This window comes from Erwinia psychrophila (genome assembly GCF_039023475.1).
Taxonomy (GTDB): Bacteria; Pseudomonadota; Gammaproteobacteria; order Enterobacterales; family Enterobacteriaceae; genus Erwinia.
Map to the genome: position 1 here is coordinate 132,637 of NZ_JBCHVB010000005.1, position 26,028 is coordinate 158,664.

Here is a 26,028-nt window from a genome sequence, read left to right on the forward strand (position 1 = left end):
ATACGCCGGGTGCAAAAGTATACCTGTAAACCGGTTGACTCCTTCATAATACGCTTGTATCTGGTAAATATTGAAACCTCTAAAATCGCATTATAGCCATAAATCATCTTTCCTTTTCGCACTAATATTCAATCTTTATAAAATTACCGAAAAGAGTGATTTTTTCTGTGAGCATATTCTTCTTCATCTTAATAGTCACGCTGCGCAACATTCGCTGGAGGCCTTTCCATAAGATAAAATGCATTATTCTCGCTGACTGGACGTTTCGGACTAATGAAAGATAGTAATCAGAACGCCAATTTATCTGATAAAACTCGCCGGGCTGTATCCGTATTAAGCTACTGGCACAAAATTGAATTTTTCGAATCCACTGATTTGAAAGAGCTGGAAGAAGATGCCGCTGGTGTTATCAGCCTGACGCTCGAACAGTTACAAAACCCAGGATGTTTACCCTGGATCAATGCCCAGCAAATCAGGCTGGCAGGGGAAAATTTCTCCCCAGAAAAAAAATACAGATATAAACTCTATTTCGGTAATTTTGAAAGGCAGGAAATATTCACTCTCGCGTCCAGGCATTTTCCTGATATGGCTGGCCATAACGATGAGCGGAACCAGGACGAAGGACGAACATGCTCCATCACGCTTAACGTTGACCAAAACGGCTGCGCCGATGTTGGAAGCTTTAGTTTCTCAACCGTCACCTGGGCGTTGGGTCAGCTTAAGAAGGGCAATTTCGACAATATCGGTTTAAAAGCGTATGAGGCAGACACTGAAAAATTGCGTCAGCGTTTTTCAGATATCATTACGGTGGCAGCCAATATCAAAAATGAACACGCCATTCCGCCAATGCTGACGACCTACGAACTCATTGAGTTTCTGAAATCCATGGAGAAGTGGACAGATTTTACGCCTTCATTTCCTGCTCCTGCGCTTTATATTAAGCTGACTGAGGCCAGACCTCAGAAAGGAAAAAAACCAGCAGCAGCCGACCTGACCGATCTCACCCAGCTGGCCCCACTGACCATTTTATCTGATAATCTTTCCGGTAAAATTCCTGAGCGCGTATCCCATAAGGCTGATACTGCGGTTAATTCGGGCGAAATCACTATTCTGAACAGCTTTTATCTGCGCGATCTGGAAAAAATTATCGCCAGGCTGGAAGCTGAGGGGCTTAATCCAGCCTCGCCTTTAGGCTGTTATCTTACCGGGAGCCGCCATCGTAAACCTGACCTCCTGCAACCTGAAGGGAGAGACATTTTACTGGAAATGTTGCGTCTGGATAATTTGCCCGAGGGCCGCTGGCCTGCTCCCCCAGCGCACGCAATGAGCCTGATGCAGCAATTCGCTATCAATACGATTGACCAGCAGCTTGCCACATGCGGTCTTTACTCCGTTAACGGACCGCCAGGAACCGGGAAAACTACGCTACTTCGTGACCTTATTGCCAGCAACCTGGTAAAGCGCGCACACATTCTTGCCGGCCTGGAAGCCGCATCGGATGCTTTTAGTGGCGAGCTCACTATTACTGCTGGCGGGTCGCAAAAAACGATAAAGAAGCTGTCAGATTCTTTGGCCGGTTTTGAAATGGTCGTCGTCTCCAGCAATAACGCGGCCGTTGAGAATATCTCCCGTGAGCTTCCGCAGACTAAAAGCTTAGGTCGTGACTGGCAGGGTATAAATTATCTCAAACCTGTTGCGCAAAAGCTGGCAGCTTCACATGTTTTGCCAGAAGGGCAATCTCAGTATGAGATCACCCCCTTAGAGACAAGCGCAGACTGCTGGGGTCTTATCGCAGCGGCACTAGGTAAGCATAAAAACCGGGAAATCTTTGGTACCCGGGTCATTTATCAGACCATTGAAAAATGCCTGGCCTCTCCTCCGGCGGATGCCTACAGTACGCTGACAGCGGCAGTCAGGAAACTCTCCGGGCTGCCTGGCTCTTCCTTTGCGCAGGCTCGCTCAGACTTTAAAAAGGCTGAACAGACTCTCCAGACTTCGCTTGATGAATTGAAAAGACTCGAAGCTTTGCCTGCACTGGAGCAGCACTATCAGCAACAGGGGATGAAAGTTAAAAATAAGCTGGCTCGTTCTCTCAGTCTGCGTGCGCGTATTACAAAGCTGGAGCACCATAAACCCGCCTGGTGGAGCCCTGACCTTAAACGAGGCTTTCGTGCAAGAGGGATTATAAAAGGCCTGTCGCGACGTCGTTCCATGACACAAGCCCAGTATGAAGCTGAAAATCACAAACTGATGATGCTTGAAACGACGCTGGAAAATGAGCAGAAAATCTGTCATAGCCTGCAAGAAAAATATTCTGACGTCACTTTTGCTAACTGCCACACAGATTTGGAATCCCCGGATAGCCAACGAACGGCTTTCGGCCAATGTCAGAGAGTGAATGAGGCCCGCTCACAGCTCACCGTGAAAGCGCTTGAACTTCATCAAGCCTGGCTCGGAGAGGCCTACAAAGAAGCCAAACTCAGTGATTCGTTGTTTGTTCTGATGAGTGCGATAGATGGCAAGCAGACAGATGCTGATGCCTGTAAGGCCCTCTGGCGCCTGTTCTTTATGATTGTTCCCGTGGTCTCTTCCACATTTGCCTCAGTTGCGCGCCAGTTCAAAGCATTTGATGAGCAGGAAATTGGCTGGCTGTTTATAGATGAAGCCGGTCAGGCAACACCGCAGCAGGCCGCAGGCGCATTATGGCGCGCAAAACGTGCCGTTGTTGTGGGCGACCCGCTTCAAATCGAACCCGTTTTTACGGTACCTCCCGCTTTTGTGGAAGCCATTGCCCGACGTGAGTTTGGTGAGCAATGGAAAGAATGGGCGCCGACTGAAACTTCGGTCCAGAACCTGGCCGATCGTGTGAACCCTTATGGTACCAGGCAGATTGCGGATAGCTGGCTGGGCAGCCCTTTACGTGTTCACCGCCGCTGTGATGAACCTATGTTCACCATCGCTAACAGAATCGCATATAACAATAAAATGCTGCATGGTCAGGATTGCCCCTGGGACAATACACCTACTCTCTGGGGACCGAGCTGCTGGTTTGATGTGCGTGGTAGTACGGCAGGTAAACACTTTGTCCCGGCACAGGCGCAGCACGTGCTTTCCATGCTGCAAGAATATATTGACCACTATCAAACCTTACCAGATGTCTATCTCATCTCTCCTTTTAAACAGGTCAAAAAAGAGCTTAGACGCTTTTTATCCAGCGAACTGCCTGAAGTAAAAGGGAAAGCCGAATGGCTAAAAGAACGCATAGGTACGGTTCACACTTTTCAGGGAAAAGAGGAGAAAATCGTGATATTTGTGCTGGGCATTGCCGACGAAAATCCCGCTGCTGCCCAGTGGGCTTCAGCAAAACCTAACTTGTTGAATGTCGCTGTTACACGTGCGCAAAAACAGGTTTACATTGTTGGCAGTAAAGCAGTCTGGGCTGGGTGTAAATATTTCTCCGAGGCAAATGAGCTTCTTACCTGACGACGGAGCACCTGATCTTCTATCCTGATTTTTTTATAACAACGGAGAGGCTACGGCGCTCCGTTGTTAGCGTGCAGTTTATGTAGTGCCATCAGTTATCTACTCAATTATTTTTCTTCAGAAAATCTGATCAGCCTTAATGGCCGCTTATACCAGTACTCGCTGAGGCCCGTATTCCCTCCTCTTTCAGGATTCATTCAGAAAGAGGCTCTTATGTGCACCGGGTGAAATATCATGAAAAATAGCCCTCAACGCGTTCACCCCCATTAACCCACAACCCTTCTCCTGCAAGCCCCTGTTACAACACGCCCTGACGAGACTGAAACCGGAGAAATAACGTATACTCCCGCGCCTGCAAGGGGAGCGCGTTTTCGCGGCTTTCCTTCACACACTCTTCAACGCATTCACGCAGGGGCGAATCGCGTGATCGCTGCGCTATACCGGGCATCGCCACGCAAGGAAAACACGTAATGGCTACACTATCGGCAACAACTAAAGCGTCCTCCCTGCTTGGCGGGGCAATGATCATTGGCGGCACCATTATCGGCGCGGGCATGTTTTCTCTGCCGGTGGTGATGTCCGGCGCCTGGTTTTTCTGGTCGCTGCTGGCGCTGGTTGTCACCTGGTTTTGCATGCTGCATTCGGGGCTGATGATTCTGGAGGCGAACCTCAACTACCATATCGGGGCCAGCTTCGACACGGTCACGAAAGATCTGCTGGGCAGCCGCTGGAATATCATCAACGGTCTGAGCGTGGCGTTCGTGCTCTATATCCTGACCTACGCCTATATTTCCGCCAGCGGCTCGGTGATCCACCATACTCTGGCGCAGATGGATATCGCCTTCCCAGCGCGGCTGGGCGGCCTGCTTTTTGCCCTCGCGGTGGCGTTTATCGTCTGGCTCAGTACGAAGGCGGTGGGCAGGATGACCACCATCGTGCTGGGGGCCAAGATCCTCACCTTTTTTATGACCTTTGGCGGCCTGCTCTGGCACGTTCAGCCCGCTGTGTTGCTGAACAGCGCAGAAGTGAACCCCAGCTATATGCCCTATGTGCTGATGGCGCTGCCCTTCTGTCTCGCCTCGTTTGGCTATCACGGCAACGTACCGAGCCTGATGAAATATTACGGTAAAGATCCGCTGACTATCCGCCGCTGCCTGGTGCTGGGAACGCTGATGGCGCTGGTGCTCTATATCATCTGGCTGGTGGGCACGATGGGAAATATTCCGCGTCCGGCGTTTACAGAAATTGCGGAAAAAGGCGGCAATATTGATGTGCTGGTGCAGACCCTGAGCGGACTGCTCAACAGCACCACGCTGGATCTGCTGCTGACCATCTTTTCCAACTTCGCCGTCGCCAGCTCCTTCCTTGGCGTCACCCTGGGGTTATTTGACTACCTGGCCGACCTGTTTAAGTTTGATGACGGTCCGGTGGGACGCTTTAAGACGGCGGCTGTCACTTTCCTGCCGCCAATGCTGGGCGGCGCGATCTGGCCTGACGGCTTTATCTACGCGATTGGTTTTGCGGGCCTGGCCGCCACCGTCTGGGCGGCGATTGTCCCTGCCCTGCTGGCCCGCGCGTCGCGTAAACGCTTCAACAGCCCGCACTACCGGGTATGGGGCGGTAACGCCATGATCGTTGTGATTTTGCTCTTCGGCGTCAGCAACGCGCTGATCCATATTCTATCCAGTTTTAATCTGCTGCCGGTTTACCACTGAGGAGTGTGGCTGGGCTGGCTGATGATAGATGAAGCAGGTCAGGCGCGGCCACAGGCGGCGGTCGGCGCTTTATGGCGTGACAGACGCGTCCTGGTGGTGGGCGATCCATTACAGATTGAGCCGGTATTCGTCACTCCACCACGTCTGACAAAGTATCTGACAGAGGCGGCATTAGCCAATGATGCCGAAGAATGAACACCAGCGAAATGGTCGGTACAGCAGATTGCCGATCGCGCTAACCCGTATGGCGGCACGTTGACGGTAATGGACAAACCAGTGTGGATGGGCGTACATCGTCGCTGCATCGAACCTATGTTCAGCATAGCGAACCGGATAGCCTATGATAGCCGCATGATCCACGGGCTGGACGATCGGACCATTGTCAGCCAGCCGTTAACAAATGGCCTGAGCAACTGCTGGTACTCATCGGAAGGTGAGTGCATTCGTAAGCAATATAAATCCGCACTGGCTCGCGATACTGAAGCCCTTCTCCTCAGGCTTTCTGACGCTGGCTATATGCTCGGCGATATCTCTGTTATTACGCCATTTAAAGCCGTGCGGGCGGGCCTTCTCATGCGCTGCAACAACAGGATGTGGTGGACAAACTGCCCAGGGAAACGGGCTTGTCACGAACCGAACTGAAAGCATGGCGCGGGAAAATGTGGGTCCCGTCCATACCTTTCAGGGCAAGGAGAATGATATTGTCATTTTCGTGCCGGGCTGCGACGTTGCCCATCAGGGCGGCGCAGAATGGGCAGCCAGCAAACCCAACCAGCTGAACATAGCGCTCACCAGAGCAAAGAATAATATATTTGTGATTGGCGACAGAAACGTATGGGCCGACAAAGCCGGATTTGATGTGGTTGCGCAGGCGCTTCCAGAAAGATCGCTGATTTAATGGATGCCAGTCAGCACGCTATTCTACCGCGCGATGCTGGCCTATTCGTGCACAATGTGTTGTTGCCGCGATATAACGACGCGCCCTGCAAGCGGAGCGCGTCTTATTTAATCCTTTCCCGCCAGCTCCCCGAGCAGCTGCGCCAGCCTCTCAGCCACCGCCTCTTCCGGCTCTTTGCTTTTGGCCTCTGCCAGGATCGCAACGGTTTCCAACGGCAGCAAAGCCTGCGGCCAGGCTTCCAGCGCATTCAGCGCATTCAGCGCCATATGGCGGTTACGCGTCACCGGGCTTTTTAAACCTGTCCGGATCAGCGTCCAGCCCTGTCCGGGAAAACGTTTTAAATCCTGCAGGATAAAATCGAGCGCCGAATGCTGCTGATACTGCGGCCCCATCCCCAGGGATTTCTGCGGTCCGGAGGCGATGGCGGCCAGATCCAGCTCGCTTTCCGCCAGCGCGATAACCTGCGCGGTATAATCCGGGTTGTCGGTCTGCATCAGCTGATACCAGAGGCCGCTTTCCCGCCGTTCACGGTGCCGCTGATAAATGGCCGGCCACGGATCGCCGCCCTGCTCTCTGCAAAGCTGAACCGCCGTATGAAATATCATGGCGTCATCATTATGCAGCCCGGCCTCAATCAGCGCGGGCCACTCGGGCAAGGCACGGATCTGCCCGCACAACGCCGTCAGCCGTTGCCGCTCCGCCTCGTCAGCAAACTCTTCTTCACACGCCAGCCTGCCGATTTCGCCTGCCACCTCATAATGCAGCAGGTCGGCTGCGGTGCCAGGTCGGATATGCGTGAGGTAGCGCTCGCAGGCCAGCGCGGCAAAGGGATATTCATAAATGCCGGGGCCGGGCTGACCGCTAATCATGCCGCGCAGGATTTCAGCGGCGCCCTTAAGCAGCTCTGCATCAACCTCGCCCTCCAATGCTTCGTGCAGCCGTCCATGCTCAGCGCAGTGCCAGGCGGTATATTCCACCATCACGGCATTGTTATAGCCTTCCCTTAACAGCCACTGACGAATGGCCCGATCCGGCGCGTCCGGCAGCCGCTCGATCATCTGGATACGTCCCCAACCCGTCGTGCGCTTTGCCAGCGCCAGCCACGCCAGCGTAAACTCCTCCGGCGGCAGGATAGCCCGCATCGCCACCACGGCATAAAGGGTAAATTCATCGTGGCTGCCTAACGTCTGCAGAAGGTCAACGCTTTGCTGATACGGGAAAAAAGCCAGCAGCGCCATCGCTAATTTCACCACCTGACGGTCCGGCGCCCGCGTCGCCAGAAACACCGCCAGCGCCCGCAGGCGACGGGCGTCAATAGCCTCAGAAGCGGCCATCGTCTTCAGCACATCGTCGATAAAATTCAGCGGCGTATCCTGTTTTGCCAGCTGATAAAGCGCCTGCATGTTTTTACTGCTGCTCCGCCGCAGCACGCGGACGATCGCCTGCGTCACCTGAGCCGCTTTGTCCCGATCGCTGCCGTGTGCGATATGATGACCGAAGGCGCCGTCCAGCGCGCCAGGCGCCCAGCGCAGCGTTTCCTCATCTTCTTGCGGCACAGGCTCGTCCGGCAGCGTTTGCGCCGCTTCAGGCAGGACGCCCGTTTCCTGCGACCACTGCGCCAGCCAGCTATAGATGGCGCGCTGCTCTGCCGGCCACACCACCGGAAAACGCTGTTCGTCAGGCTGACGGAAGATGTTGGCGATCCACTCTTTCATTTTTTTTATTCCCTTTTTTATCAGTTACGCCATGCTCAGCACGGTTTTCATCAGCAACGCATCCAGATCGCGGCAGTCTCGCCGCTCGCTATCCGGCAGATCCTGGCTGACGCGGTTCTCGTCCAGGTGCTGGTGGATAAATGCATGGATGCGATCCAGACGCTCGCCGTATTCCGCTTCGCCTGCGCGCTGCTTACGCGCCAGCAGCTGTTCGATTTCGGCCAGCAGGAGGGGGTCCGTCACCGTCCCCGCCAGCAGCTCTTCAAAACGCATCGGCGGCACGCCTTTTCCAGCCTCTATCCACTGCACCGCCAGCAGCGGACGCAATACGTAAAAGTACTTTTTCAGCCGCACGCTGTCGCCCTGCAGATAACCACGAAAATTCTTTTTTGCCATTGAGAGATAGTGCCAGCGCGCCCGTAGCGGCGAAAACCAGTCTGGTATCCTTTCCCGTAAATCGGTGATGATGGCTTCCTCCTGTTGATAGATCACCGGCGAGTCCAGCCATTCGACAAGCGTTGGGTTGGCTCGCTTTAACAGGCCCAGCGCTTTGCGCCACTCCCAGCCGCAGACGTCCAGCGTATCGTCGATCGGCAGCTCGATAACGTCGCGCGGCGGCTCAATACGCAGATACCACTCCGGTTTATGCACATAAAGAAAACGCACATCGTAATCGCTGTCCGGCGAGGCAAAGCCCCAGCCGCGACTGCCCGACTCGCAGGCATACAACACTTTTACCCCGTGATCTTCTTCTACCTGGCGCAGCACGCCACGTACGCGCTCGCGCATTGCGCTATCCACGCCATGCAATCCTGTTTTCATTTTTTTATCCTTTTACGCAAACAACCTGTGACAGCGTGTGCACCACTTCCACCAGCGAAGACTGGGCGGCCATGACGGCATCAATATCTTTATAAGCCATCGGGATTTCGTCGATGACCTCTTTATCTTTCCGGCACTCTACGTGCGCCGTTGCACGTCGCTGATCTTCCACGGTAAAGCGGGCTTTTGCCGCCGTGCGGCTCATGGTGCGCCCCGCGCCGTGGCTACAGGAGCAGAAGCTCTCTTCGTTACCCAGGCCGCGTACGATAAAGCTCTTCGCGCCCATCGAGCCGGGAATAATGCCCATCTGTCCTTTCTGCGCCGAGACCGCGCCTTTGCGCGTCACCAGCACCGATTCGCCAAAGTGCGTTTCCCGCTCCACGTAGTTGTGGTGGCAGTTCACCGCTTCCAGATGCGTGCTGAAGGGCTTGCTGATGGTCCGCGACATCGCCGCCAGCACCCGCTCCATCATGGCTTCGCGGTTATGACGGGCGTAATCCTGCGCCCAGCTCACCGCTTCCACATAATCGTTAAAGTGCCTGCTGCCCTCTTCAAAATAAGCGAGGTTGCGATCCGGCAGATTGGCGATATGCCGCTGCATATCCTTTTGCGCCAGCGCGATAAACAGGTTGCCGATAGCGTTCCCTACGCCGCGCGACCCGCTGTGCAGCATCACCCAGACCTGCTGGCATTCGTCCAGGCAGACTTCAATAAAGTGATTGCCCGTCCCTAACGTTCCCAAATGCTGATAGTTGTTGGTTTTAAACAGCGACGGATGTTTTTGCGTCAGCGTCTTAAAGCGCGGCGCCAGTTTGGCCCAGTGGCGATCCACCTCCTGCGGCGGCGACTGCCAGGCACCTTTATCGCGACCGGAACGATTATTGGTGCGGCCGTGCGGCACCGCCTGTTCGATGGCGCTGCGCACGCCCGACAGGTTGTCCGGCAGATCGCGGGCCATCAGCGAGGTGCGCACCGCAATCATGCCGCAGCCGATATCCACGCCGACCGCCGCCGGGATAATTGCGCCTCTGGTCGGGATCACGCTGCCGATGGTAGAGCCTTTGCCCAGATGCACGTCCGGCATCACCGCCAGATGGCGAAAGATAAACGGCATTTTCGCCGTGTTCAGCAGTTGCTCGCGCGCTTCCGGTTCCACCGGCACACCGTTGGTCCACATTTTTACCGGCACGCCTTTCGCCTGCTGCAGAGTCTGATAGCTGTTTTTCATCTTCGTTTTCCTCATTGCTGTGGCTTAACTATTGCGAATGCCGTGCCAGAAGAGCGCCACGCTGAATAATAAAATTTATCTCTTTGATTATTAATCTTATTTATTACCATAACGCACCTGCGTATTGCCATTACCGGTAGAGCAACTTATCTTACCGGATAAGTTATTTATCTTCTGGGATAAGCATGAAAGCTAACGTAGTGATCGGTGTGCTGGGCACGGTGCTGGATAAACGTGGCAAACGCGCAAACCGCTGGAGCAAATGGCGGCCAACCGTCGCGCTTTGCCAGCAGCAAGGCTTACAGATCGACAGGCTGGAGCTGCTGCATCAACCGCGTGATCTCAGTATGGCGCAGCAGGTGGCGGAAGATATCATTCAGGCATCGCCCGCCACCCAAGTGGTGCTGCACAGCGTGAAGCTGGAAGATCCCTGGGACTTTGAAGAGGTTTACGGCAGCTTCCTCGATTTTGTCAGCCGCTATCCTTTTAAAACCGACGCTGAAGAGTATCTGGTGCATATCACTACCGGCACGCACGTGGCGCAAATCTGCTGGTTTTTGCTGACCGAAGCCCGCTATCTGCCCGCGCGCATTTTGCAGACCTCGCCGGCCAGCAAGGGATCGGAGACGCCAACCGCGTTCGGCCACTATTCCATTATCGATCTCAATCTGAACCGATACGCCACGCTGACCAGCCGTTTTCAGCGCGAACAGCAGCACTCCACCTCGTTTTTAAAATCAGGCATCGAGACGCGCAACCCCACTTTTAACAGCCTGATCGAGCAGATTGAACGCGTGGCGCTGCGCTCGGACGCCCCGATGCTGCTGACCGGCCCAACCGGCGCGGGCAAATCTTTCCTTGCGGAGCGCATCTATCAGCTGCGCCATGCCCGCCACCGGCTGGCCGGTAAATTCGTGGCGGTTAACTGTGCCACGCTGCGCGGCGACAACGCGATGTCCACGCTGTTTGGCCACGTTAAGGGCGCCTTTACCGGCGCACAGCAGGCGCGCGGCGGGCTGCTGCGGGAAGCCGATGGCGGCATGCTGTTTCTGGACGAGATAGCGGAGCTGGGGCTGGATGAGCAAGCGATGCTGCTGCGCGCCATCGAGGAGAAACGTTTCTTCCCTTATGGCGCTGATAAAGAGGTCAGCAGTGATTTTCAGCTGATCGCCGGCACGCACCGGGATATGCAGCAGTGGGTTGCCGAAGGCCGCTTTCGCGAAGATCTGTTTGCCCGCATCAATATGTGGACGTTTCAACTGCCTGGACTGGCCGAACGCCGCGAAGATATTGAACCCAACCTGGATTTTGAGCTGGAACGTTATGCCCGGGAACAGCAGACCCAGGTGCGCTTTGATAAAGAAGCGAGAAGCCATTTTCTGCGATTCGCCTGCTCGACAGAAGCCAGCTGGCGGGGCAATTTCCGCGAGCTGGGTGCTGCCGTCACGCGAATGGCAACGCTGGCGGAACAGGGAAGGATCTCGCTGGAACTGGCGGAAGAAGAGATCGCCCGGCTGCGCGCCAGCTGGCGCACCACGACACCGCAGGCCACCCTGCCCGATAATCACTCAGCGCAGTACGATCTCTTTGACGAGTGTCAGCTACAGACGGTGCTGAGCGTCTGCCGCGCGGCGGATTCGCTTTCCGAAGCGGGCCGGCGCCTGTTTGCCGTCTCCCGTCAGGGGAAAAAACAGCCCAACGATGCCGATCGCCTGCGTAAGTATCTGGCTCGGTTTGGGATGAACTGGGAAGAGGTTAAAGGGTAACGTATCCGGCGACAGCCGTAACGCTTTTGCCGCCGGGCCTGATGCTGTACGGCTGCAAAAGCGGGTAATACGCTATTGTCCTTCAAAGCCGTAGTATTGCACCGGAAGCCGCTGCCCGTTCACTTCCAGATCGCGCCACGGCTTAACTACAGTTTCAGGTATTTTATCCCGGAGAGCCTGCTCCAGTCTTTCCGACAGCGTCACGCTGCCAATCTGATTCCAGCCTGTGGCCTGGTGGGCATAGAGAGTAATACTCTGCTGATTGCGGTTATAGAGCAGCACTTCCGGCGTGCCATCGTTATTCATATCCTGCATCCACACCAGACAGGAACCGGTATCCATCAGGCAGATGCCCGACTCCTGCTCAATATATTGCGTCTGCATCTGCCACCAGCTTTCCGGCGGCGCTTCGCTGCCTGCCCGTAGCGGGATGCTGCGCTGAAGGTCGCTAATGGTTGGGTTAGCATTATTGGTGTCCCGCTCTGCCAGCAGCCGCACCAGCACGGCTTTTTGCCGGGCAGGATCGCTGAGCCACTGCGGATGCCTGCTTATCTCCTGCAACGCCCGTTTTCCCCGGCGACCAGCATTACTGAATAAGTAGAGATCCCCTTCGTCCACCTTTGCCCTGCCCTCTGCAAAGCGCGCCAGTTGATTTTTCACGGTAATGCGCCATGGATCGGCCACCGGCGTGTGCAGCAGAAACCAGCTGAAGGCCGTCAGAGTCAGCATCAGGGGGATAAACATGTTCATGCTGGCGGCACCTTGCACCCAGGCGCGGCGCTGGAACCCTAACAGCAGCAGCGAGCCAGTCACCGCGATCAGTGCAATCATAGCGGCGTAAACCCGCTCCACTGTCCAGCCATAGTCAGCGATACGCAACCACAGCGCCCAGACAGCCAGCCCGGCCAGCAGCGGCGTCAGGCCCTGCGCAACCAGCACCACGCGCCTCATCACACGCTGCCCGCGAGATACGCCAGGTGCGCTTTCATCAGCGATGGCGCTGAACGTCAGCATCATCAGCGTCATGATCAGCAACAGCGTCGTGGCTGAAAAAGCTTTGGGGATGATTGCCAGTCCGGTAAATGGCAAACAGACCAGAAACAGCAGTAAGGCGACCGCGTGCAAAGGCAGCAGTATGTTAACCGCCCGCGTCATCAACTGCCGATACAGACCGGCAGCGCCCGGCAGGCGCCGGCAAAACACTATGCCCGCCGCGATGACCGCGCCGGTCGCCACCGGCGGAAAGAAAGCATTATCAAAAAACAGCTGCTCAAACAGCGTAATGCCGATGATGCTGAAGAGTTTGCTCCACAGCATCAGTATCAGCCAGAACAGCCCGGTCATCACGCCAGTGACGGCAAGGGTAAAGGTGTTGCGCCACAGGGATTCAGTGACAAGCCTGCTCCACGTTGACCGGCCCTGCTCCTGCTTACTGCAGAAGGCGACCAGCATTGGCATCACCAGGCTGAGCATAACCATCACGGCGCAGATATTCTTAAAATTAAACTCACCCGGCGACATGGTGGGAAAATTCCAAACGTACCACCCCGTCATCAAGGCAATAAACGGCAATGTCAGCAAAGCGCAAAGCCAGGGCTTAACATCGCGGAGACGATAAAGCGTGAACGCCAGTATACTGGCCATCGCCAGCGAGAGCGCTGGCAGATAGAGTGCATAACGAGCGTGCAGGTCAAAGAGATCCGGCAAAGCCCAGAGCAGCCCGGCTATCATCCCGATAGCAATGATGGCCCATTTAGTACGGTGAGGGAAAACTTCCTTTTGCAACATCGCGCTTCCTTTCTGTTGGAATGACTGGAAATAAGTGAGTGAATCTTAGCCATGATAAAGCGTTTTTAACGGAAAGTTTGCAAGAAGAGTGATTATCTCGCGCTGTCGCTTTTTTTTCGTTTCCATCCTGGACTTTTCCTCTCTGGCCCGTATCTTGAGGATTTTTCGCAGGCGTACAGCCAGCCTCATCAGACGCCGTTCGGTACTGCGGGTAAATTACGCTGACCGGCATCTGCCAGTAGCATAATTAACAGCACCAGGTGCAGCTGTGATACTGCTGAAAGCCCGGACTTTATCATTCCCGAATAACAGGATAGGAAACGGTACAAGATATATGACGGGGTTACATCTCAGTTTGATACAGTCTTCTGCCATTGCGTGATGGCTTCTGGGAAAACTATTTCCGCCATTAAATCCGGGTGGTAAAGGTGTTTAATGATTTGCAGGTTTTTTGAAGGAAAAATAATCCTTATGGGTGAATTTATTGAATAATATTTTTTCATAAATAACCGTTTTATGGTCCATGAATTGCCCCCTTTAAACAAGCTTTTATCCCTGTAACTATTCCAATAAAACCAGCCGGTCAATATTTAAAGGTTTTCAGAAAGATTGACTGTCTGTAACCCTTAAAAAAGTCAATTGAACTTCTTCTGCATCGGTAGAGAGACTATTACCCATGTATATCTCCCAAATAACCAGTCCGATAACTCAAACCAACACCTTCAATCCATGCTTCCGCACCACCGTAAGCAGTTTCAGCGCCAGTCTGCCAGGACGTTTTACACCACTTTCCCATTTCTGCACCGTTGAAACGCTGGTATTTAGGTAGCTGGCAAAAACAGGCTGGCTGACGTTTAGCTTCTCACGCAGCGCCTTGATCTCAATGGGTAGAAGTCCATCCACGTTATTAAGGCACGCTTTATCAAAGTTGCGCATTGTTTCCTGCGGGATAGCATCAACGTTAAATAATCCCGAAGCCGCACTGTGGATGACCTCAAATGCAGGACTCTTGAATTTACTTTTTGCGGTCATAGTAAATCTCCACCAGTTCTTTACCTTTAATCAATGCCGTAATCTTTTCATCAGCAAGAGCAGCGTAGTGCTTTGCTAACTCGCAAAACGCAGCCAGTTCACGTTGATCGATGTTTGCCATATCCTGTTTGGCATACAGGAACGTGTAAAACCAGGGTTCCCCGCCTTTCGCCAGGATAATGGCGCGGTCGTGATTCTGGTTCAGGCGCTTCTTGTAAACACCACCGCCAAGATCGTCAGCCTTCTCCTGCACTACCGCCTCTATAGCCCGGCATAACTCACTATCTTTAATGGCGTGAGATTTTGCTGCCTTGCTGAACCATTTAGTTTTGAATACGCGCATCAGGCCCACATCCTGCAACCTAAAGTGTAGCACTCGGTGCTAGACTAATGCTTTTACTCACTGATGCAAAGTGCGTGAAGCCACCAAAACTTGGCCGTATTTTAACCATGTATATTTGCAGTCAACGGACAGCCAGCCAATGTTTTCAGTATCAGGATGATACGAGTGACCTGTGAGAAACGCCTTCGGGTGGTTACAAGCTAAAGTCAGAGGGAATGGAGTCTGGTCTGAGACTAACGCCTTCGGCAGACGTCGGAACCTGAAAGATAACGCTGGATTAGCGGGTAGGGTCAAACTTCATCATAAACCAGACCGCCTCCAGAAAAGCGCTTTCTACCTGCAAACACGACTACATGGCATTGACGTTGCTAATGGTGAGATATCTGCTGGCATGATGATAAGCGATGTCCTCAATGTGACGAATGAATGTATGTAACAAATGCATAAGAGGTATATGACTTTTATAGCCAGCTTAGTGCGAGAAATGGATATTGGTTCGTTGTGTATTAATCAAGAAAAAGCAGGTCATTTCGCCTCTATCTTGGTCTGATTGTGAAATAACCCAAATTTCAAAAAGAGTTTTGGGTGTACTATTCACAGGTTGTCTTATGTTCAGGGAGGTATCATGTCACAACTGCTTCGTATCATTCTTATACACACTCACCTGCCTGGTGTTGTTGAAATTCAACTGGATCAACATACCAATATTTGTGGGACAAATGCTTCTGGAAAAACGACGCTTCAGCGCCTTGTTCCTGTTTTCTACGGCGAACAGCCTAATAAAGTCGTACCAAGAACGCGAAAGAAGTTCGACGAGTTTTATCTCCCCTGTAGCAACAGCTATATCATTTATGAATACCAGCGAGAAACAGGTGACAATTGCCTGGTTGTTTTGACGGGTAAACATGAGGGAGGCGTTGAATATCGTTTTGTTAGCACGTCTTATCATCCTGATTTTTTCCTCCGCTATACGGAAGATGGCGCGAAAGGGCTTAGTTATAACGAATGGTCTGCCCAGATGCGCAACCGGGATGACGTCTCAGTTTCAGCCAAAATAGGTTCAACTACGGAGTACCGTAGCATCATTCAGAATGATGTAGCGTCATTACGCGGTAATTCGACGGAAACGATACGGTTACGTCGTTTGGCGTCATCGTTTAGTCTGGTGAGTGGTAACTGTAAGCTCAGACATATTGAGAAATTAGTAAGTGCTGTTCACGCCGGTGAAGGCAAAATGGAAACACTCAAAACCATGCTAGCGGCGATTTTTGCCGATGATGGCGTTACTCTCCCTCAAACCAAAGTAAAAAGCGGCTTTGCGCGGGAATGGATCCAAAAAATGCGCCAGTCGCTGCGTTACGATAAATTGCAGCAAGAGTTTGAACGCTTACAGCACCTGGGGCTGAAACTGGATGATACGGAGGCGCAGTTAGCTGCGCTCCACCCTCCGTTAAAAAAGGATGAACAAATTCAGAAGCAGACAAAAGCGGATGCAGAACAACAACTTATTCAGCGACGGGAAGAGCTTATCCATTTAGAGGATTGCTTTAATCATCAGAGTCGTGAACTGAACGATCAATTAAGTAAAACGCAAAGTGAATTAAAAACGGTTCAGGCATGGCTGGATCATGTTCAGGAAGAGAACGATCGTTATGAACGTAAAGATATCCGCCTTTTGCAGACATACATGGACGAATTACCCCAATGGCGGGAGGCGCTTTTAGCGCAAAGTGAGCAATACCGGCTTATGCAGGATCAAGTCGGTGAACTTTCCCGAGAATTTGAACAGCACAAAGCAAAACTCAAGGACAATTTTTACCGTCATGAACGGCTGACGCAGCAAAAAATTCAGGATTGTCAGCGAGAAAAAGAGATAGTCAGGGATAAATTTGACCGCCAGAAAGAGATATTTCGGCAGCGCTTTGAAGAGCGAAAAAAGCAGCAGGAAAACCACTACGCTGAACGACTGGAGATTATTTCTCGCGATCAAACAGCTGTTAGCATTGAGCTTAAACACTCCCAGTTAACCGCTGAAGAGCAAGAAGAGCGCCAGATTGCAGAGCTGCGCATTGAGCAAGCTCAGGAGTGTTCATTGCAGCTGGGCGATCGACGACAAAATGCGCAGAATAAACTGTCCGAGGCCCGTAAACAGCAAGATAGCGCAGAAAAACAACTGCGCGATGTCCGCGCTTGCCTGCATCAGGCCGAGGAACAATTGCTGCAACTGCAGCGCCAGTTGGAGCCTGAACAGGGGACATTGCGCCACTTCTTGCGTTCACGTTACGAGGGATGGGAGCAGAATTTGGGCAAGGTTCTGAATAAAAACCTGCTTGAACGTAAGGACTTGCAACCTGATCTAAGGGAACTGTCGGAATCACTGTACGGTCTGCAACTGGAATTAAGCGTACTGGATATGCCCGATTTTGCGCAGGATGAAGCTTCAATTCGTGACAGTCTTGATAAGGCAGAGCAAATCAGAGCGCATGCTGAAGAAGCGAAGAAAACGGCAGAAGCCAGCTTTCAGGAGCACCACCAGAACGTCAGGCAGCTGCAATCGCAAGCGGACGAGTGTGAAAGACAATATCAACGGCAGAATCAGGAAGTCAGCTATGCCCGTGATGCCCGGACTCGTTTAATCGCAGAGCATGGGGTGCTGGAGCAAGAACGTCGGCAGGAAAAATGCGCCCGCTTAAGCGCATTAGAAAAAGCACATACCGAATTAACGCAACAGAAAGGACAGGATCTCCAGGCGTTAACGGACGAACATAATGCGCAAACACTGCAATGGAGTGTCGACCTTCAAAGTGAACAGCAGCAAATTGATGATAAGGTGGAAGAGCTGTCCCGGCAGATAAATAAAAAACGTGCCGATATGGAAGATCAGATAAGAATATTCCAGCAGGCTCTGGACGATGATCTAGCGAAGAAGGGTATTGATACCCACGAAGTCAAAATACTGCGGGAGCGCATTGAAACGCTAAAAAAAGATATTCAGGCGGTTGAAGAGCGTCGGGATGAGCTGACTAAATGGCAGCGTTTTATCAAACTTGACTGGGAGCAGTTGCGGCCTGAGAAACAGAAGCAGGAAGGTGAACTGTCTCAGCAGAAGCGTGAGCTGTTGCAGTTAGAACGTCAGTTAAAAGCGGAGTATCAGAATAAAAAAGATCGGCTTAATGATGAGAGAAAACACTATGCTACGCTGATGCGTCAGGCCGGTGAGCTTGTTAGTCAGCTAAAGGTATTATTGGACCGTTTATTGCCTCTGCCGCTGGCCGAAATTGTTCCGACTTATATTGATTCCGCCGCTGATATTAATGAACGGATGTCGCGTACCAGCGATATGCTGGAGCAACACGCCAGCTTGAGCCGTACGCTGGAGAGCAAACTGAATGAGTTTAAGTCACGCTTTAATCAGGATGCTGACCCTACTTTCCTTGAATTACTGGACTCTGAGACAGATAAGTTACCCGATCCTTCAAAGACCCGGCAACAGTTGCCAATACTCGGGAAACTATTACAGCTTCTTAAAGATAAACAGCAGCAATTGCTGGAGATGGGTGAAAATATCGGTGGCGATCTGAAAAAATTCTTTGATGTTTTCAGTGATATCAATCGCCGGATTTCTCAACAAAGTCGGCGTTTGAGCGATGCGGTTACCGACGATTTTCAACTGCAAGGTATTAATAAATCAGAAGTTCGCATTTTATCAACCATCGACCAATTACGATTCTGGAAACCATTAAAGCGCTTTGAAAAAAACTATAGTGACTGGCGCTCGTCCGGTCAGCAATTACCTCCTGAAAGCTATTTGAATGCTCTTATGGATGTGGTTGAACTGCTTCATGCAGATGAGCATTTCACTATGGAATCATTATTAAATCTCGAACTTCACCTTAATGAAGGCGGGGAAGATATTGTTATCAAAAACGATCGCCAACTACTGGAAGCTTCAAGCCACGGTATGGCCTATCTGATCTTGTGCAAGTATCTTTTGGCGTTCACGCGTTTATTAAGAGGCAAATCAGACTCCGTTATTCACTGGCCTATTGATGAAATAGGCACGCTGGCCTACCACAACGTTGAGAAATTATTTATTGCCTGTAGCCATAATAATATTGTGATTGTCGGCGCTTTTCCGAATGCGGAGTCTGATGTGCTGATGCTGTTTAAGCACCGTTATTTGCTTGATGCCGATCAGCTTGAGCCGACTCAGCGCAGGCTGAAAAGAATCCAGCCGAAGGTGAGCCGCCTAGCTGCCCGGTTAGCGCAGATGGAACAGGAGGCAATGTAATGCTGGAGTATGGTCCTTTAATTAAAAGGCTACTGACAGGGGAATTTATTTGCCGTATCAACGACCCGGATGCTTATCGTCATTTACAGGATGACAGTACCCGGCAAGCGATGGATAGCTATTTGCGCCCTCTTAACTACAGAATTGTCAGTAATGAAACGCAAACCGTCTATTATGCGGGCTTTTGTGAGATGAATCGTGATACCCGCAGCCAGCTGATGAATCAGTTTAAGGACATCATCTCTTCTCTGTTGCCTCTGCTTGAGTGGTTACAACTCATACAAGAAACGACAGGGCGGGAGAGTTCGCTGACAGCTGGCGACTATATCAGATTGTCGGAACTCATGACGCGTGTAGAGGATAATCAGAGCCTGCAGCAGCGTCTGAATCAGCTTTCCAGCGATCGTTTTTTCAATTGTCGAAGTGATTCCATTGATCTTCAACTCAAACAAATTTTTCGGCGTTTGAAAGAGCATGGTTATGTCAGACAGCCTAACGCCGAGCAGCAGATATTTATTGCCACGGGGAAAGTTGATTATTTGATTGACGTGATCCGCTTTATCCGTGATGAAGAGCACTTACCAGTTGGAGATACACCACCGGTTCAGCAGGAGCTTCTGTGATGACGCAGGAAATTTCTCCGATATCCAGCCTGTTTAAAAACGGTGCTGACCGGTTGGCACTGTTGGGAAAACATCATCACGCCTTAATGAAGGGTTATCTCGATGGGTTTGTTGATGAAACGGCTTTTAGCGACCAGACATTAAAAAAGTTGATTGCAGCGCGTATTGTATGGCGTCCTGATGAACAACAGCCACTGATGCTACGGCCGCTGGTGAGCGAACTCATCGCCAGCATGGTTGCTGATGAGAGCCGACGGCAGATTAACGCGGATGTGGCAGAAAAGCTGGAACAAGTCCGCAATAAAGTGCAGGCCTGGCGCGATGCTTATTATAAAGGTGATTACAGTATCGCTGAACGGCAAATGCAGAGGTTGACTGAGCTCGTTCACGATCTCAGCGGGCAGTTTGAAGAGGCCATCGACAGCCTCTGGCACCGTCTGAATAATGATTTCGGTTTCGTCAGCAGTCTGAATGAAAAAATTAATGAAAATGCGCGGGCGCAAAACCAGGTTCGTCGGTTGCTGGATGGACTGGAGTTGATCGTTTTCCATGAATTGATAGAGTTTGCTGAAAATAATAGCTCACTACGTAAATTATTAGTGAGTCAGTTACAGTTGCGTGTAAGTCTTCACCATAGTTCATTACTGGCCGTTCAGCAGCGTCTGGTGGATCTAATGGCTAAATTCCGCCAACAGCAGTCGCGCACATTATTAGTGGCGAATATGGCTGCTTTTTTGCGTCAGCATCCACAGTATCAACCCGCCAGCTATGCGGAACGCCGGGAAGTGCCGGATGTATTCAATATTGCGACTTCACTTTCACTGCAAGCCTCCATTTCGCTCGACAGACCCATGGATCGAAAGATGATGGCGGAGATGTTGCTCGCTTTGCCCCGGGCATCAGTTATGCCTCCGCCTGTGCCAAAAAGTGCGGGCTCAGTAATACCTCCCATTGATGAGGAGGTCGCAGCTCGCCAGGTTGCGCTTAAAATGGACGTTGAGGATTTTTATGTTTTCGCTGCCGGGCAATCCGGGCCGGTGAGTGCACTGCATTATCTGGCGGAAAATCATCTGAACTGGGACAGTGAGATATGGCTTTACCAGGTTATTACAGAATATCAATCATTGCCGTTAGCAGATAAGCCGCGTTTTTGGCTGCGCAGTGATGAGCGTCAGGCCAGCCCGGTAAATGATCTCCGTATTATATCGGATGTGACTATTGGCGTGAGGGTAAAATGACCGAAGCAGAATCTTTATCGTATAACGCGCTCGTCTGGCTGAAAAAACTTGATCATCGTCTGAAAGCGAAAAATTGCGAGAAGAAAAATACCGATAGTAAAATCGTGATTCAGGTTTTGCGTTGGTGTACTGAGCTCGATTTGATCCCATCTAACAGTTTGTTGCTGCCTGATTTCAACTTTACAATGCCGTTGCTGAATAATATTTCTGAAGCTCAGCAGCGTCTCAAACAGGCAAATTTTCGTGATGACCTCAGTAAGAAAAATCGCATTGAGAGCGCGCAGTTAAGCGATCAGGAGATTAAAACGGCGGGCATAAGACCACAGCAGTATCGGGTGCTAATTCGTATTAATCAACCTTTAATCAACGAGTCGGGAATAACTGTTGAGGTTGCCGATACGGATTGGCGCAATATTACGTTGACGAAGTTTGATGTTCTTATCGTGGTGGAGAATCAGGATTGCTTCTACCATCTGGCGCTTTTTGATTATTCCCAATGCGGTTTCCGTTTCCCCCTGATTATTTACCGTGGCGATCGGACATATAGTAAGGGGGCTGCTGCCTTGAAGCGTTGCTGGTTAAAAAACGGAAAGACAGCGATCTATTTCGGCGATTTTGATCCCAAGGGAGTAAGTATTGCGATGAAGGAAGGTTATAGCTTTATGTTATTACCCTCGTCAGATATAGTGATAGAAAAATCATCTCCATTAATGTTTCCTGATGCACAGTTAAAATTCTTACCTGAATTATTAAACAGTGAGATACATAGCCATTTTCGTGACTATTTGTTGGTATTGAAAAAACATCAGGCAATGAGACAGCAGAAAATGATGGGAAATATGCTGCATGCAGTTCCTCTATTTGTAAGTAATTCTGTTTAATAGCTGAGACTGCAAGGCGCCTTGAAGTATTACAGCTGCGCTGTGCTAGCATTGAGGTACCACTTAGTATAGCGGCGGGGTTTACAGTAAATACGATAAAGCCTTTTGTGAGCCTACTAATATCTGCCGTCGCAGAACCTGGCGCCGTCAGGGGAAACCAGTAAAACCATACCTTCGCTGTCTTTAAGCTTGTAGGCTTTTGCTTCAGGCTTTGCCGGACGAATCTGCACATCACTCAGAGCCATGCTTATCTCCTCCCTGTAGGTACAAGCATTATCGACCAGGAATATCATCATCTGTACCAACATGTGTTGATAGATGTACGTTGAAGTCGGTTGACCTTGAGAGAGTTAATATAGCGAGAAAGGTAGGTGAATGCTGAATTTTAGGCATAAAAAAAGCCGCCTTTAAGCGACTTTATTGCATAGTGGTGCGAAGGCCGGACTCAAACAACCATACAAGCTTATGGTTTTATTGATTTTTTAATAATGACAATCTAAGAGTGCCCCCATTTGTGCCCCCACAATAATTTGTGGCTCTCACTTTAAAAACAGAGAGTTATGAAATCGCGCAAGAATCATTCATCAATTTTTGATGAAATTTTTCTCTCGGTTTGGTTCCGTGCTGTAGACCCTTACCGGTGCTGCTGACCCTAAAATTTTAGCATTAATTCAGAAAAAAAAGATTTTAAGTAAAAGTGTTCACCCTGTTCACCTTTCAATTTTATTATTTATTATCATGCAGTTAAGTGGTGATCACTTATGTTTGTACTATTCATCACTATTCACCCGAGGGTGAACACTGTTCACTTTCAGGCGTACAAATCCGGTCTGGCCAGTTTGGCTTTTTCAGATGGTTATCTATCGCACTGAAGCCATTGGCTGGCTTCACGGCTTGGCCAATTGAAGTCAGCCTGAAGATTATGGCTGGACGTTACTAATTCACTTATCGCTCATCGTCTAAAGTGAAAGGCTGCTATGAGCGAACAGCGGAAGTTCACAGTTGATCTCGCAGCCAAATAGTCGCATTACTAACACTGCTGCGTGTTAATCAACGGGGAGCAGGTCACCTGACCGGGTGTCAGATGACGCTAGCTAGAAGTATTGCGTTATTTTAATAATTAAATCACTTAAAGCGATTATTTTTTATTCACTCTAATCGTATATCAAAGTGATATAAATGGATAATCATATTAAATATGTGAAAATCCACCTTCTATATACCATCTTTCGTTGATTAACTTACTAAATAATGCATACTCCCAAGAGTCAGGACGACGACTAACCATACTTTGTTGATCAATAAGTTCCTCATAAACCGAATCCCAATCATTTATTTCCAGAAGCGGCTGGAAGTTATTTTTCATGTCCTCTAATCTGACTATGGCATTTGAAGAATAAAGCTCATCTAATTTTAAACGACTGAAATGGCTTTTAAGTTTTTCGTTTGCACCGTTTCCTAAGTGAAGATTATCTTTACATACGTAAGTCAACTCAATAGGGTTCAAGTTTGTGAATCTAACTTCAAACCATTGTTCTTGTGAAAAGTCATCATAATAAGGATGAATGAATTGTTTATTCAGTTGGTTTGGCATTGTATGTTTTTTTGCTTCGTTGCATCTGGAGCAGATAGGCACGAGGTTTTTTGGAAAAATAGAATAAAGAAAATAAGTTGATTTAGGTACGTGATGGTCTAAGGCTGTTACTATACTTTCCGAACACATAGGACATTTTTTTCTTGGTGCCGAAGCCAAAATTCTATCATAGTCATCTCGGCAGCTGCCTGTTTTTCCTACAAGTTGTTTGGTATAGAGTGTTTTCATGAAATCAGCGTTTAGATTTCCATTTGCCTGCGAACGTGGGATCGTATAGCCCGTACTGGCAGTCATCAAACGATCATAGTCATGATAAATCTGTATGAAATATGGAATTGCGCCCATCAATTCCTGTGCTAATGAAGCATCAGTGTAAGCTATAGCACAGTTTCTAAGTATGTTTATATCATTAATTGTTGGTTTGTTTATATTAATCATCGCTATCCCTTTTTTTCTTATTTATCAGGGACCGGGCTAAGGCTCGTGCTTCTGCACCTAACTTATTACTAAAGTAATTATTTACTTCATCAAATGTAGAAAAGGTTTTACTGGCATCCGCTATCATTTTATAAAAGCCAGTATTCACGACTTCATGACTGAATACTTCACGTGTCAGAGTTCCGACATTTTCCCCAAACGTCTCAATTTGCGGCCGGTCGGCACTGACGTACTTACCTGTCCTGTTTAATATCCATACACAGTCAGAGCGTACCTCCTGAAGAACTACCGGAGAGTGCGTAGCGACAATCGCTACGCCGTTTCTTTCACTCATAAGATGTGATACAGCTCGGATATAAGCAGAAATCAATGGAGGGTGCAGGTGAGCCTCTGGTTCGTCAATGAGAGTTAAGGATCTGTCTTCTGTTACCTCAACTAATTTAGTGATACTAAGTAGCGTAACCAGATGACCTGAGCTCAACTTGTTTAAAAACGTTTTTACAATCTCTCTCCAGTCCTTGGGATAGTCTTTATCCTCGAATTGCGCGAGTTTCGAAACACCTGCTTCAGAAAAAAGAGGGTCATTCTCTAAAATATTTAGACATTCCTCCCATCTTTTCCTTCGTACTCCTACTAAACATTCCTGCATACTACTGCAAAACTCTGCATGCAGTTCATCTGAACTTTTCGGTTTTAGTTTTTGTTCTTTATCATTCCCTCTCAGGTCTAGTACCATCAAGCCTATATACTGATATTTAACGCCAGAGGGTAGTATATTCGATCCTACAGGACCAAATCTGTCAAATGGGCTATATGAACATAAGTTGAGGGAGTTAAAATAAGTACTGTTATCTACCCACTCGATACCTTCCTTTACTTGAAGTGAGCCAACAGGGGTTTCATTGTCTGTATTAAGTTTTATTACACCTTTAATAAATCCTGAAAATAAGGTGGTTTTCCCTACTCCGTTTCTGCCAATTACAGCCTGGATATTGCTCTGTGGCATGTCTTTATTATTGACGCTAAACTCTAATCTGATTTCCTTCTCATTGACATCTCTGTTTGGGAAAAGATATGAGAAGTTGAAAGGCTTATTGTGATCTTCTTCATAAGCTATTGCATGCAAAGATTCTTTAATATTTCTTTCACTGACGTCCCTTAAAAGAGACTCCTTCATGGCAGGGTGAGATTTGTAATTTTCATAAATTTCCAAATCATAAGCACAATCCCTAATGCCCTTTAATATTTCAATTCTTATATTTCTTGAGATCTGATTGAGAGTTTCATAAAAGTTCTCGCTCTGCCCTAGAGAGAAAAAATTTTCATCTAATGAAGGGAATGCCTCAGGTAAATCAGGTGTATAAAAAGGCTGTCCCTTTTCATCCTCTGAAAGTGCAGATAACTCCTTCATACCTTTGCTAGCTATTTTTGTGTTACCAATTTTGTATAATTCACCCGTATCATTACTATAAAACATAGTAAAAAGAGTTTCCCAGTAAAACCAGTCATTCCAGCCGTCTTTAACTAGATAAATCGTGTTTTTTTCTGACTTATCTGGTGTGTTTTTTACTTTTCTAAATTTCATAATTCCCCCGCTATAATGAGATGTATTTCGAAGCCATTATTTAAAGTGCTACATCTTTACAAATTTAATCAAATAGATTAAAACTAATGAATTAGATTGTTAGGAGTCGCGGGATAGCTTTCTGACCTTATACAGGCCAGAAAGCTCGTCCTGATCAAAGCTCGTCGAAAGTATCAAGCTTGCAGAAGCTCACCAAGATATTATCATGTTTTCTCTTGAAATCTTCGCTTACGGCAGCCTGTGGCTCAGCAAACAGAAGTACAAAGTGATCATCACCCCATCGCTTAAGCCGGCCAAAGGTAAGCCCTCCGTCAAAGCTAAGCTCGGTTTCATCTGAGAGCCCTGACAGCTCATGTCGCAAATCACCCACAGTAAATTTCATGCCCATCTATATTGCTCACTCTAGTTAAGTTGAGAATTTATTGTAACGGCATATATAAAATATGCATTCCTCTATCAACTGTGACCTGCTCCCTAGTGATTAACACATAATGTTGCGAGGAACAATGTCCGCCGTTGGCACTCAGCGACCAGCCTTACCAGCTACTGAGCCCGCTAAGAGCGAGGAGCTGACCAAAATTTTCCTGC

The 26,028-nt window shown here is 49.5% G+C and carries 19 protein-coding genes and 1 pseudogene; 11 read left to right on the top strand and 9 right to left on the bottom strand.

From position 1 onward, the window contains the following. Nucleotides 1-273 precede the first annotated feature (273 nt). From AAH446_RS13695 to AAH446_RS13715, 5 genes are all read left to right on the top strand, one after another. A complete protein-coding gene (locus AAH446_RS13695; RefSeq protein ID WP_342907244.1) occupies nucleotides 274-3,483 on the top strand; it encodes a DEAD/DEAH box helicase in 3,210 nt (1,069 codons plus the stop codon). Between the two features lie 470 nt (nucleotides 3,484-3,953). Beyond that, nucleotides 3,954-5,198: a tryptophan permease gene (gene mtr, locus AAH446_RS13700; RefSeq protein ID WP_342907245.1), complete on the top strand. Its 1,245-nt coding sequence runs from the start codon at nucleotides 3,954-3,956 to the stop codon at nucleotides 5,196-5,198. A gap of 21 nt (nucleotides 5,199-5,219) precedes the next feature. After that, nucleotides 5,220-5,393 carry a hypothetical protein gene (locus AAH446_RS13705; protein WP_342907246.1) on the top strand — a complete coding sequence of 58 codons (174 nt, stop codon included), beginning with the start codon at nucleotides 5,220-5,222 and terminating at the stop codon, nucleotides 5,391-5,393. Between the two features lie 69 nt (nucleotides 5,394-5,462). Further along, nucleotides 5,463-5,840 carry a hypothetical protein gene (locus tag AAH446_RS13710; RefSeq protein WP_342907247.1) on the top strand — a complete coding sequence of 126 codons (378 nt, stop codon included), beginning with the start codon at nucleotides 5,463-5,465 and terminating at the stop codon, nucleotides 5,838-5,840. A 4-nt stretch (nucleotides 5,841-5,844) separates the two neighbouring features. Next, on the top strand, nucleotides 5,845-6,096 hold the full coding sequence (locus AAH446_RS13715) for an AAA domain-containing protein (RefSeq protein ID WP_342907248.1): 252 nt from the start codon (nucleotides 5,845-5,847) through the stop codon (nucleotides 6,094-6,096). A 107-nt stretch (nucleotides 6,097-6,203) separates the two neighbouring features. Here AAH446_RS13715 and AAH446_RS13720 read toward each other — a convergent pair whose 3' ends face one another. Genes AAH446_RS13720 through AAH446_RS13730 form a run of 3 tightly spaced genes read right to left on the bottom strand, consistent with a single transcriptional unit; the run spans nucleotide 6,204 to nucleotide 9,861 of the window. Then, on the bottom strand, nucleotides 6,204-7,811 hold the full coding sequence (locus tag AAH446_RS13720) for a hypothetical protein (protein ID WP_342907249.1): 1,608 nt from the start codon (nucleotides 7,809-7,811) through the stop codon (nucleotides 6,204-6,206). 24 nt (nucleotides 7,812-7,835) lie between these two features. Continuing rightward, nucleotides 7,836-8,633, bottom strand: coding sequence for a nucleotidyltransferase domain-containing protein (locus AAH446_RS13725; protein ID WP_342907250.1), 798 nt, complete (start codon nucleotides 8,631-8,633; stop codon nucleotides 7,836-7,838). A 4-nt stretch (nucleotides 8,634-8,637) separates the two neighbouring features. Next, on the bottom strand, nucleotides 8,638-9,861 hold the full coding sequence (locus tag AAH446_RS13730) for an RtcB family protein (RefSeq protein ID WP_342907251.1): 1,224 nt from the start codon (nucleotides 9,859-9,861) through the stop codon (nucleotides 8,638-8,640). A 185-nt stretch (nucleotides 9,862-10,046) separates the two neighbouring features. On the opposite strand from AAH446_RS13730, the gene rtcR reads away from it, so the two are divergent. Beyond that, nucleotides 10,047-11,627, top strand: coding sequence for an RNA repair transcriptional activator RtcR (gene rtcR / locus AAH446_RS13735; RefSeq protein ID WP_342907252.1), 1,581 nt, complete (start codon nucleotides 10,047-10,049; stop codon nucleotides 11,625-11,627). A gap of 72 nt (nucleotides 11,628-11,699) precedes the next feature. On the opposite strand, the gene AAH446_RS13740 is transcribed toward rtcR, so the two are convergent. The 3 genes from AAH446_RS13740 to AAH446_RS13750 form a co-directional block, all read right to left on the bottom strand. Next, nucleotides 11,700-13,415 carry a DUF4153 domain-containing protein gene (locus AAH446_RS13740; protein ID WP_342907253.1) on the bottom strand — a complete coding sequence of 572 codons (1,716 nt, stop codon included), beginning with the start codon at nucleotides 13,413-13,415 and terminating at the stop codon, nucleotides 11,700-11,702. A gap of 708 nt (nucleotides 13,416-14,123) precedes the next feature. Further along, the gene (locus AAH446_RS13745; RefSeq protein WP_342907254.1) at nucleotides 14,124-14,447 is read right to left on the bottom strand and encodes a helix-turn-helix domain-containing protein; all 324 of its coding nucleotides are present in this window, start codon (nucleotides 14,445-14,447) and stop codon (nucleotides 14,124-14,126) included. Then, nucleotides 14,431-14,790: a type II toxin-antitoxin system RelE/ParE family toxin gene (locus AAH446_RS13750; RefSeq protein ID WP_342907255.1), complete on the bottom strand. Its 360-nt coding sequence runs from the start codon at nucleotides 14,788-14,790 to the stop codon at nucleotides 14,431-14,433. The genes AAH446_RS13745 and AAH446_RS13750 overlap by 17 nt, the downstream gene beginning before the upstream one ends. 625 nt (nucleotides 14,791-15,415) lie before the next feature. Between AAH446_RS13750 and AAH446_RS13755 the strand changes: the two genes are divergently transcribed. Genes AAH446_RS13755 through AAH446_RS13770 form a run of 4 tightly spaced genes read left to right on the top strand, consistent with a single transcriptional unit; the run spans nucleotide 15,416 to nucleotide 21,823 of the window. Beyond that, the gene (locus AAH446_RS13755; protein WP_342907256.1) at nucleotides 15,416-19,081 is read left to right on the top strand and encodes an ATP-binding protein; all 3,666 of its coding nucleotides are present in this window, start codon (nucleotides 15,416-15,418) and stop codon (nucleotides 19,079-19,081) included. Beyond that, entirely contained in the window at nucleotides 19,081-19,704 is a 624-nt protein-coding gene (locus AAH446_RS13760; RefSeq protein WP_342907257.1) for a condensin complex protein MksE, read from the top strand. Before AAH446_RS13755 ends, AAH446_RS13760 begins: the two co-directional genes overlap by 1 nt. Further along, entirely contained in the window at nucleotides 19,704-20,942 is a 1,239-nt protein-coding gene (locus AAH446_RS13765) for a hypothetical protein (RefSeq protein WP_342907258.1), read from the top strand. The genes AAH446_RS13760 and AAH446_RS13765 overlap by 1 nt, the downstream gene beginning before the upstream one ends. Then, nucleotides 20,939-21,823 (top strand): DUF7281 domain-containing protein, encoded by an 885-nt coding sequence (locus tag AAH446_RS13770; protein ID WP_342907259.1) that lies wholly within the window; start codon nucleotides 20,939-20,941, stop codon nucleotides 21,821-21,823. The genes AAH446_RS13765 and AAH446_RS13770 overlap by 4 nt, the downstream gene beginning before the upstream one ends. 119 nt (nucleotides 21,824-21,942) lie before the next feature. On the opposite strand, the pseudogene AAH446_RS13775 reads toward AAH446_RS13770, so the two are convergent. The 3 genes and pseudogenes from AAH446_RS13775 to AAH446_RS13785 form a co-directional block, all read right to left on the bottom strand. Next, a pseudogene (locus AAH446_RS13775) lies at nucleotides 21,943-22,068 on the bottom strand (integrase); the annotation flags it as partial. Between the two features lie 947 nt (nucleotides 22,069-23,015). Continuing rightward, entirely contained in the window at nucleotides 23,016-23,855 is an 840-nt protein-coding gene (locus AAH446_RS13780; protein WP_342907260.1) for a hypothetical protein, read from the bottom strand. Then, nucleotides 23,848-25,440 (bottom strand): AAA family ATPase, encoded by a 1,593-nt coding sequence (locus tag AAH446_RS13785; RefSeq protein ID WP_342907261.1) that lies wholly within the window; start codon nucleotides 25,438-25,440, stop codon nucleotides 23,848-23,850. The genes AAH446_RS13780 and AAH446_RS13785 overlap by 8 nt, the downstream gene beginning before the upstream one ends. A gap of 205 nt (nucleotides 25,441-25,645) precedes the next feature. Here AAH446_RS13785 and AAH446_RS13790 point away from each other — a divergent pair, with 205 nt between their 5' ends. After that, on the top strand, nucleotides 25,646-25,777 hold the full coding sequence (locus AAH446_RS13790; RefSeq protein ID WP_306211204.1) for a hypothetical protein: 132 nt from the start codon (nucleotides 25,646-25,648) through the stop codon (nucleotides 25,775-25,777). The last annotated feature ends 251 nt before the right edge of the window (nucleotides 25,778-26,028 follow it).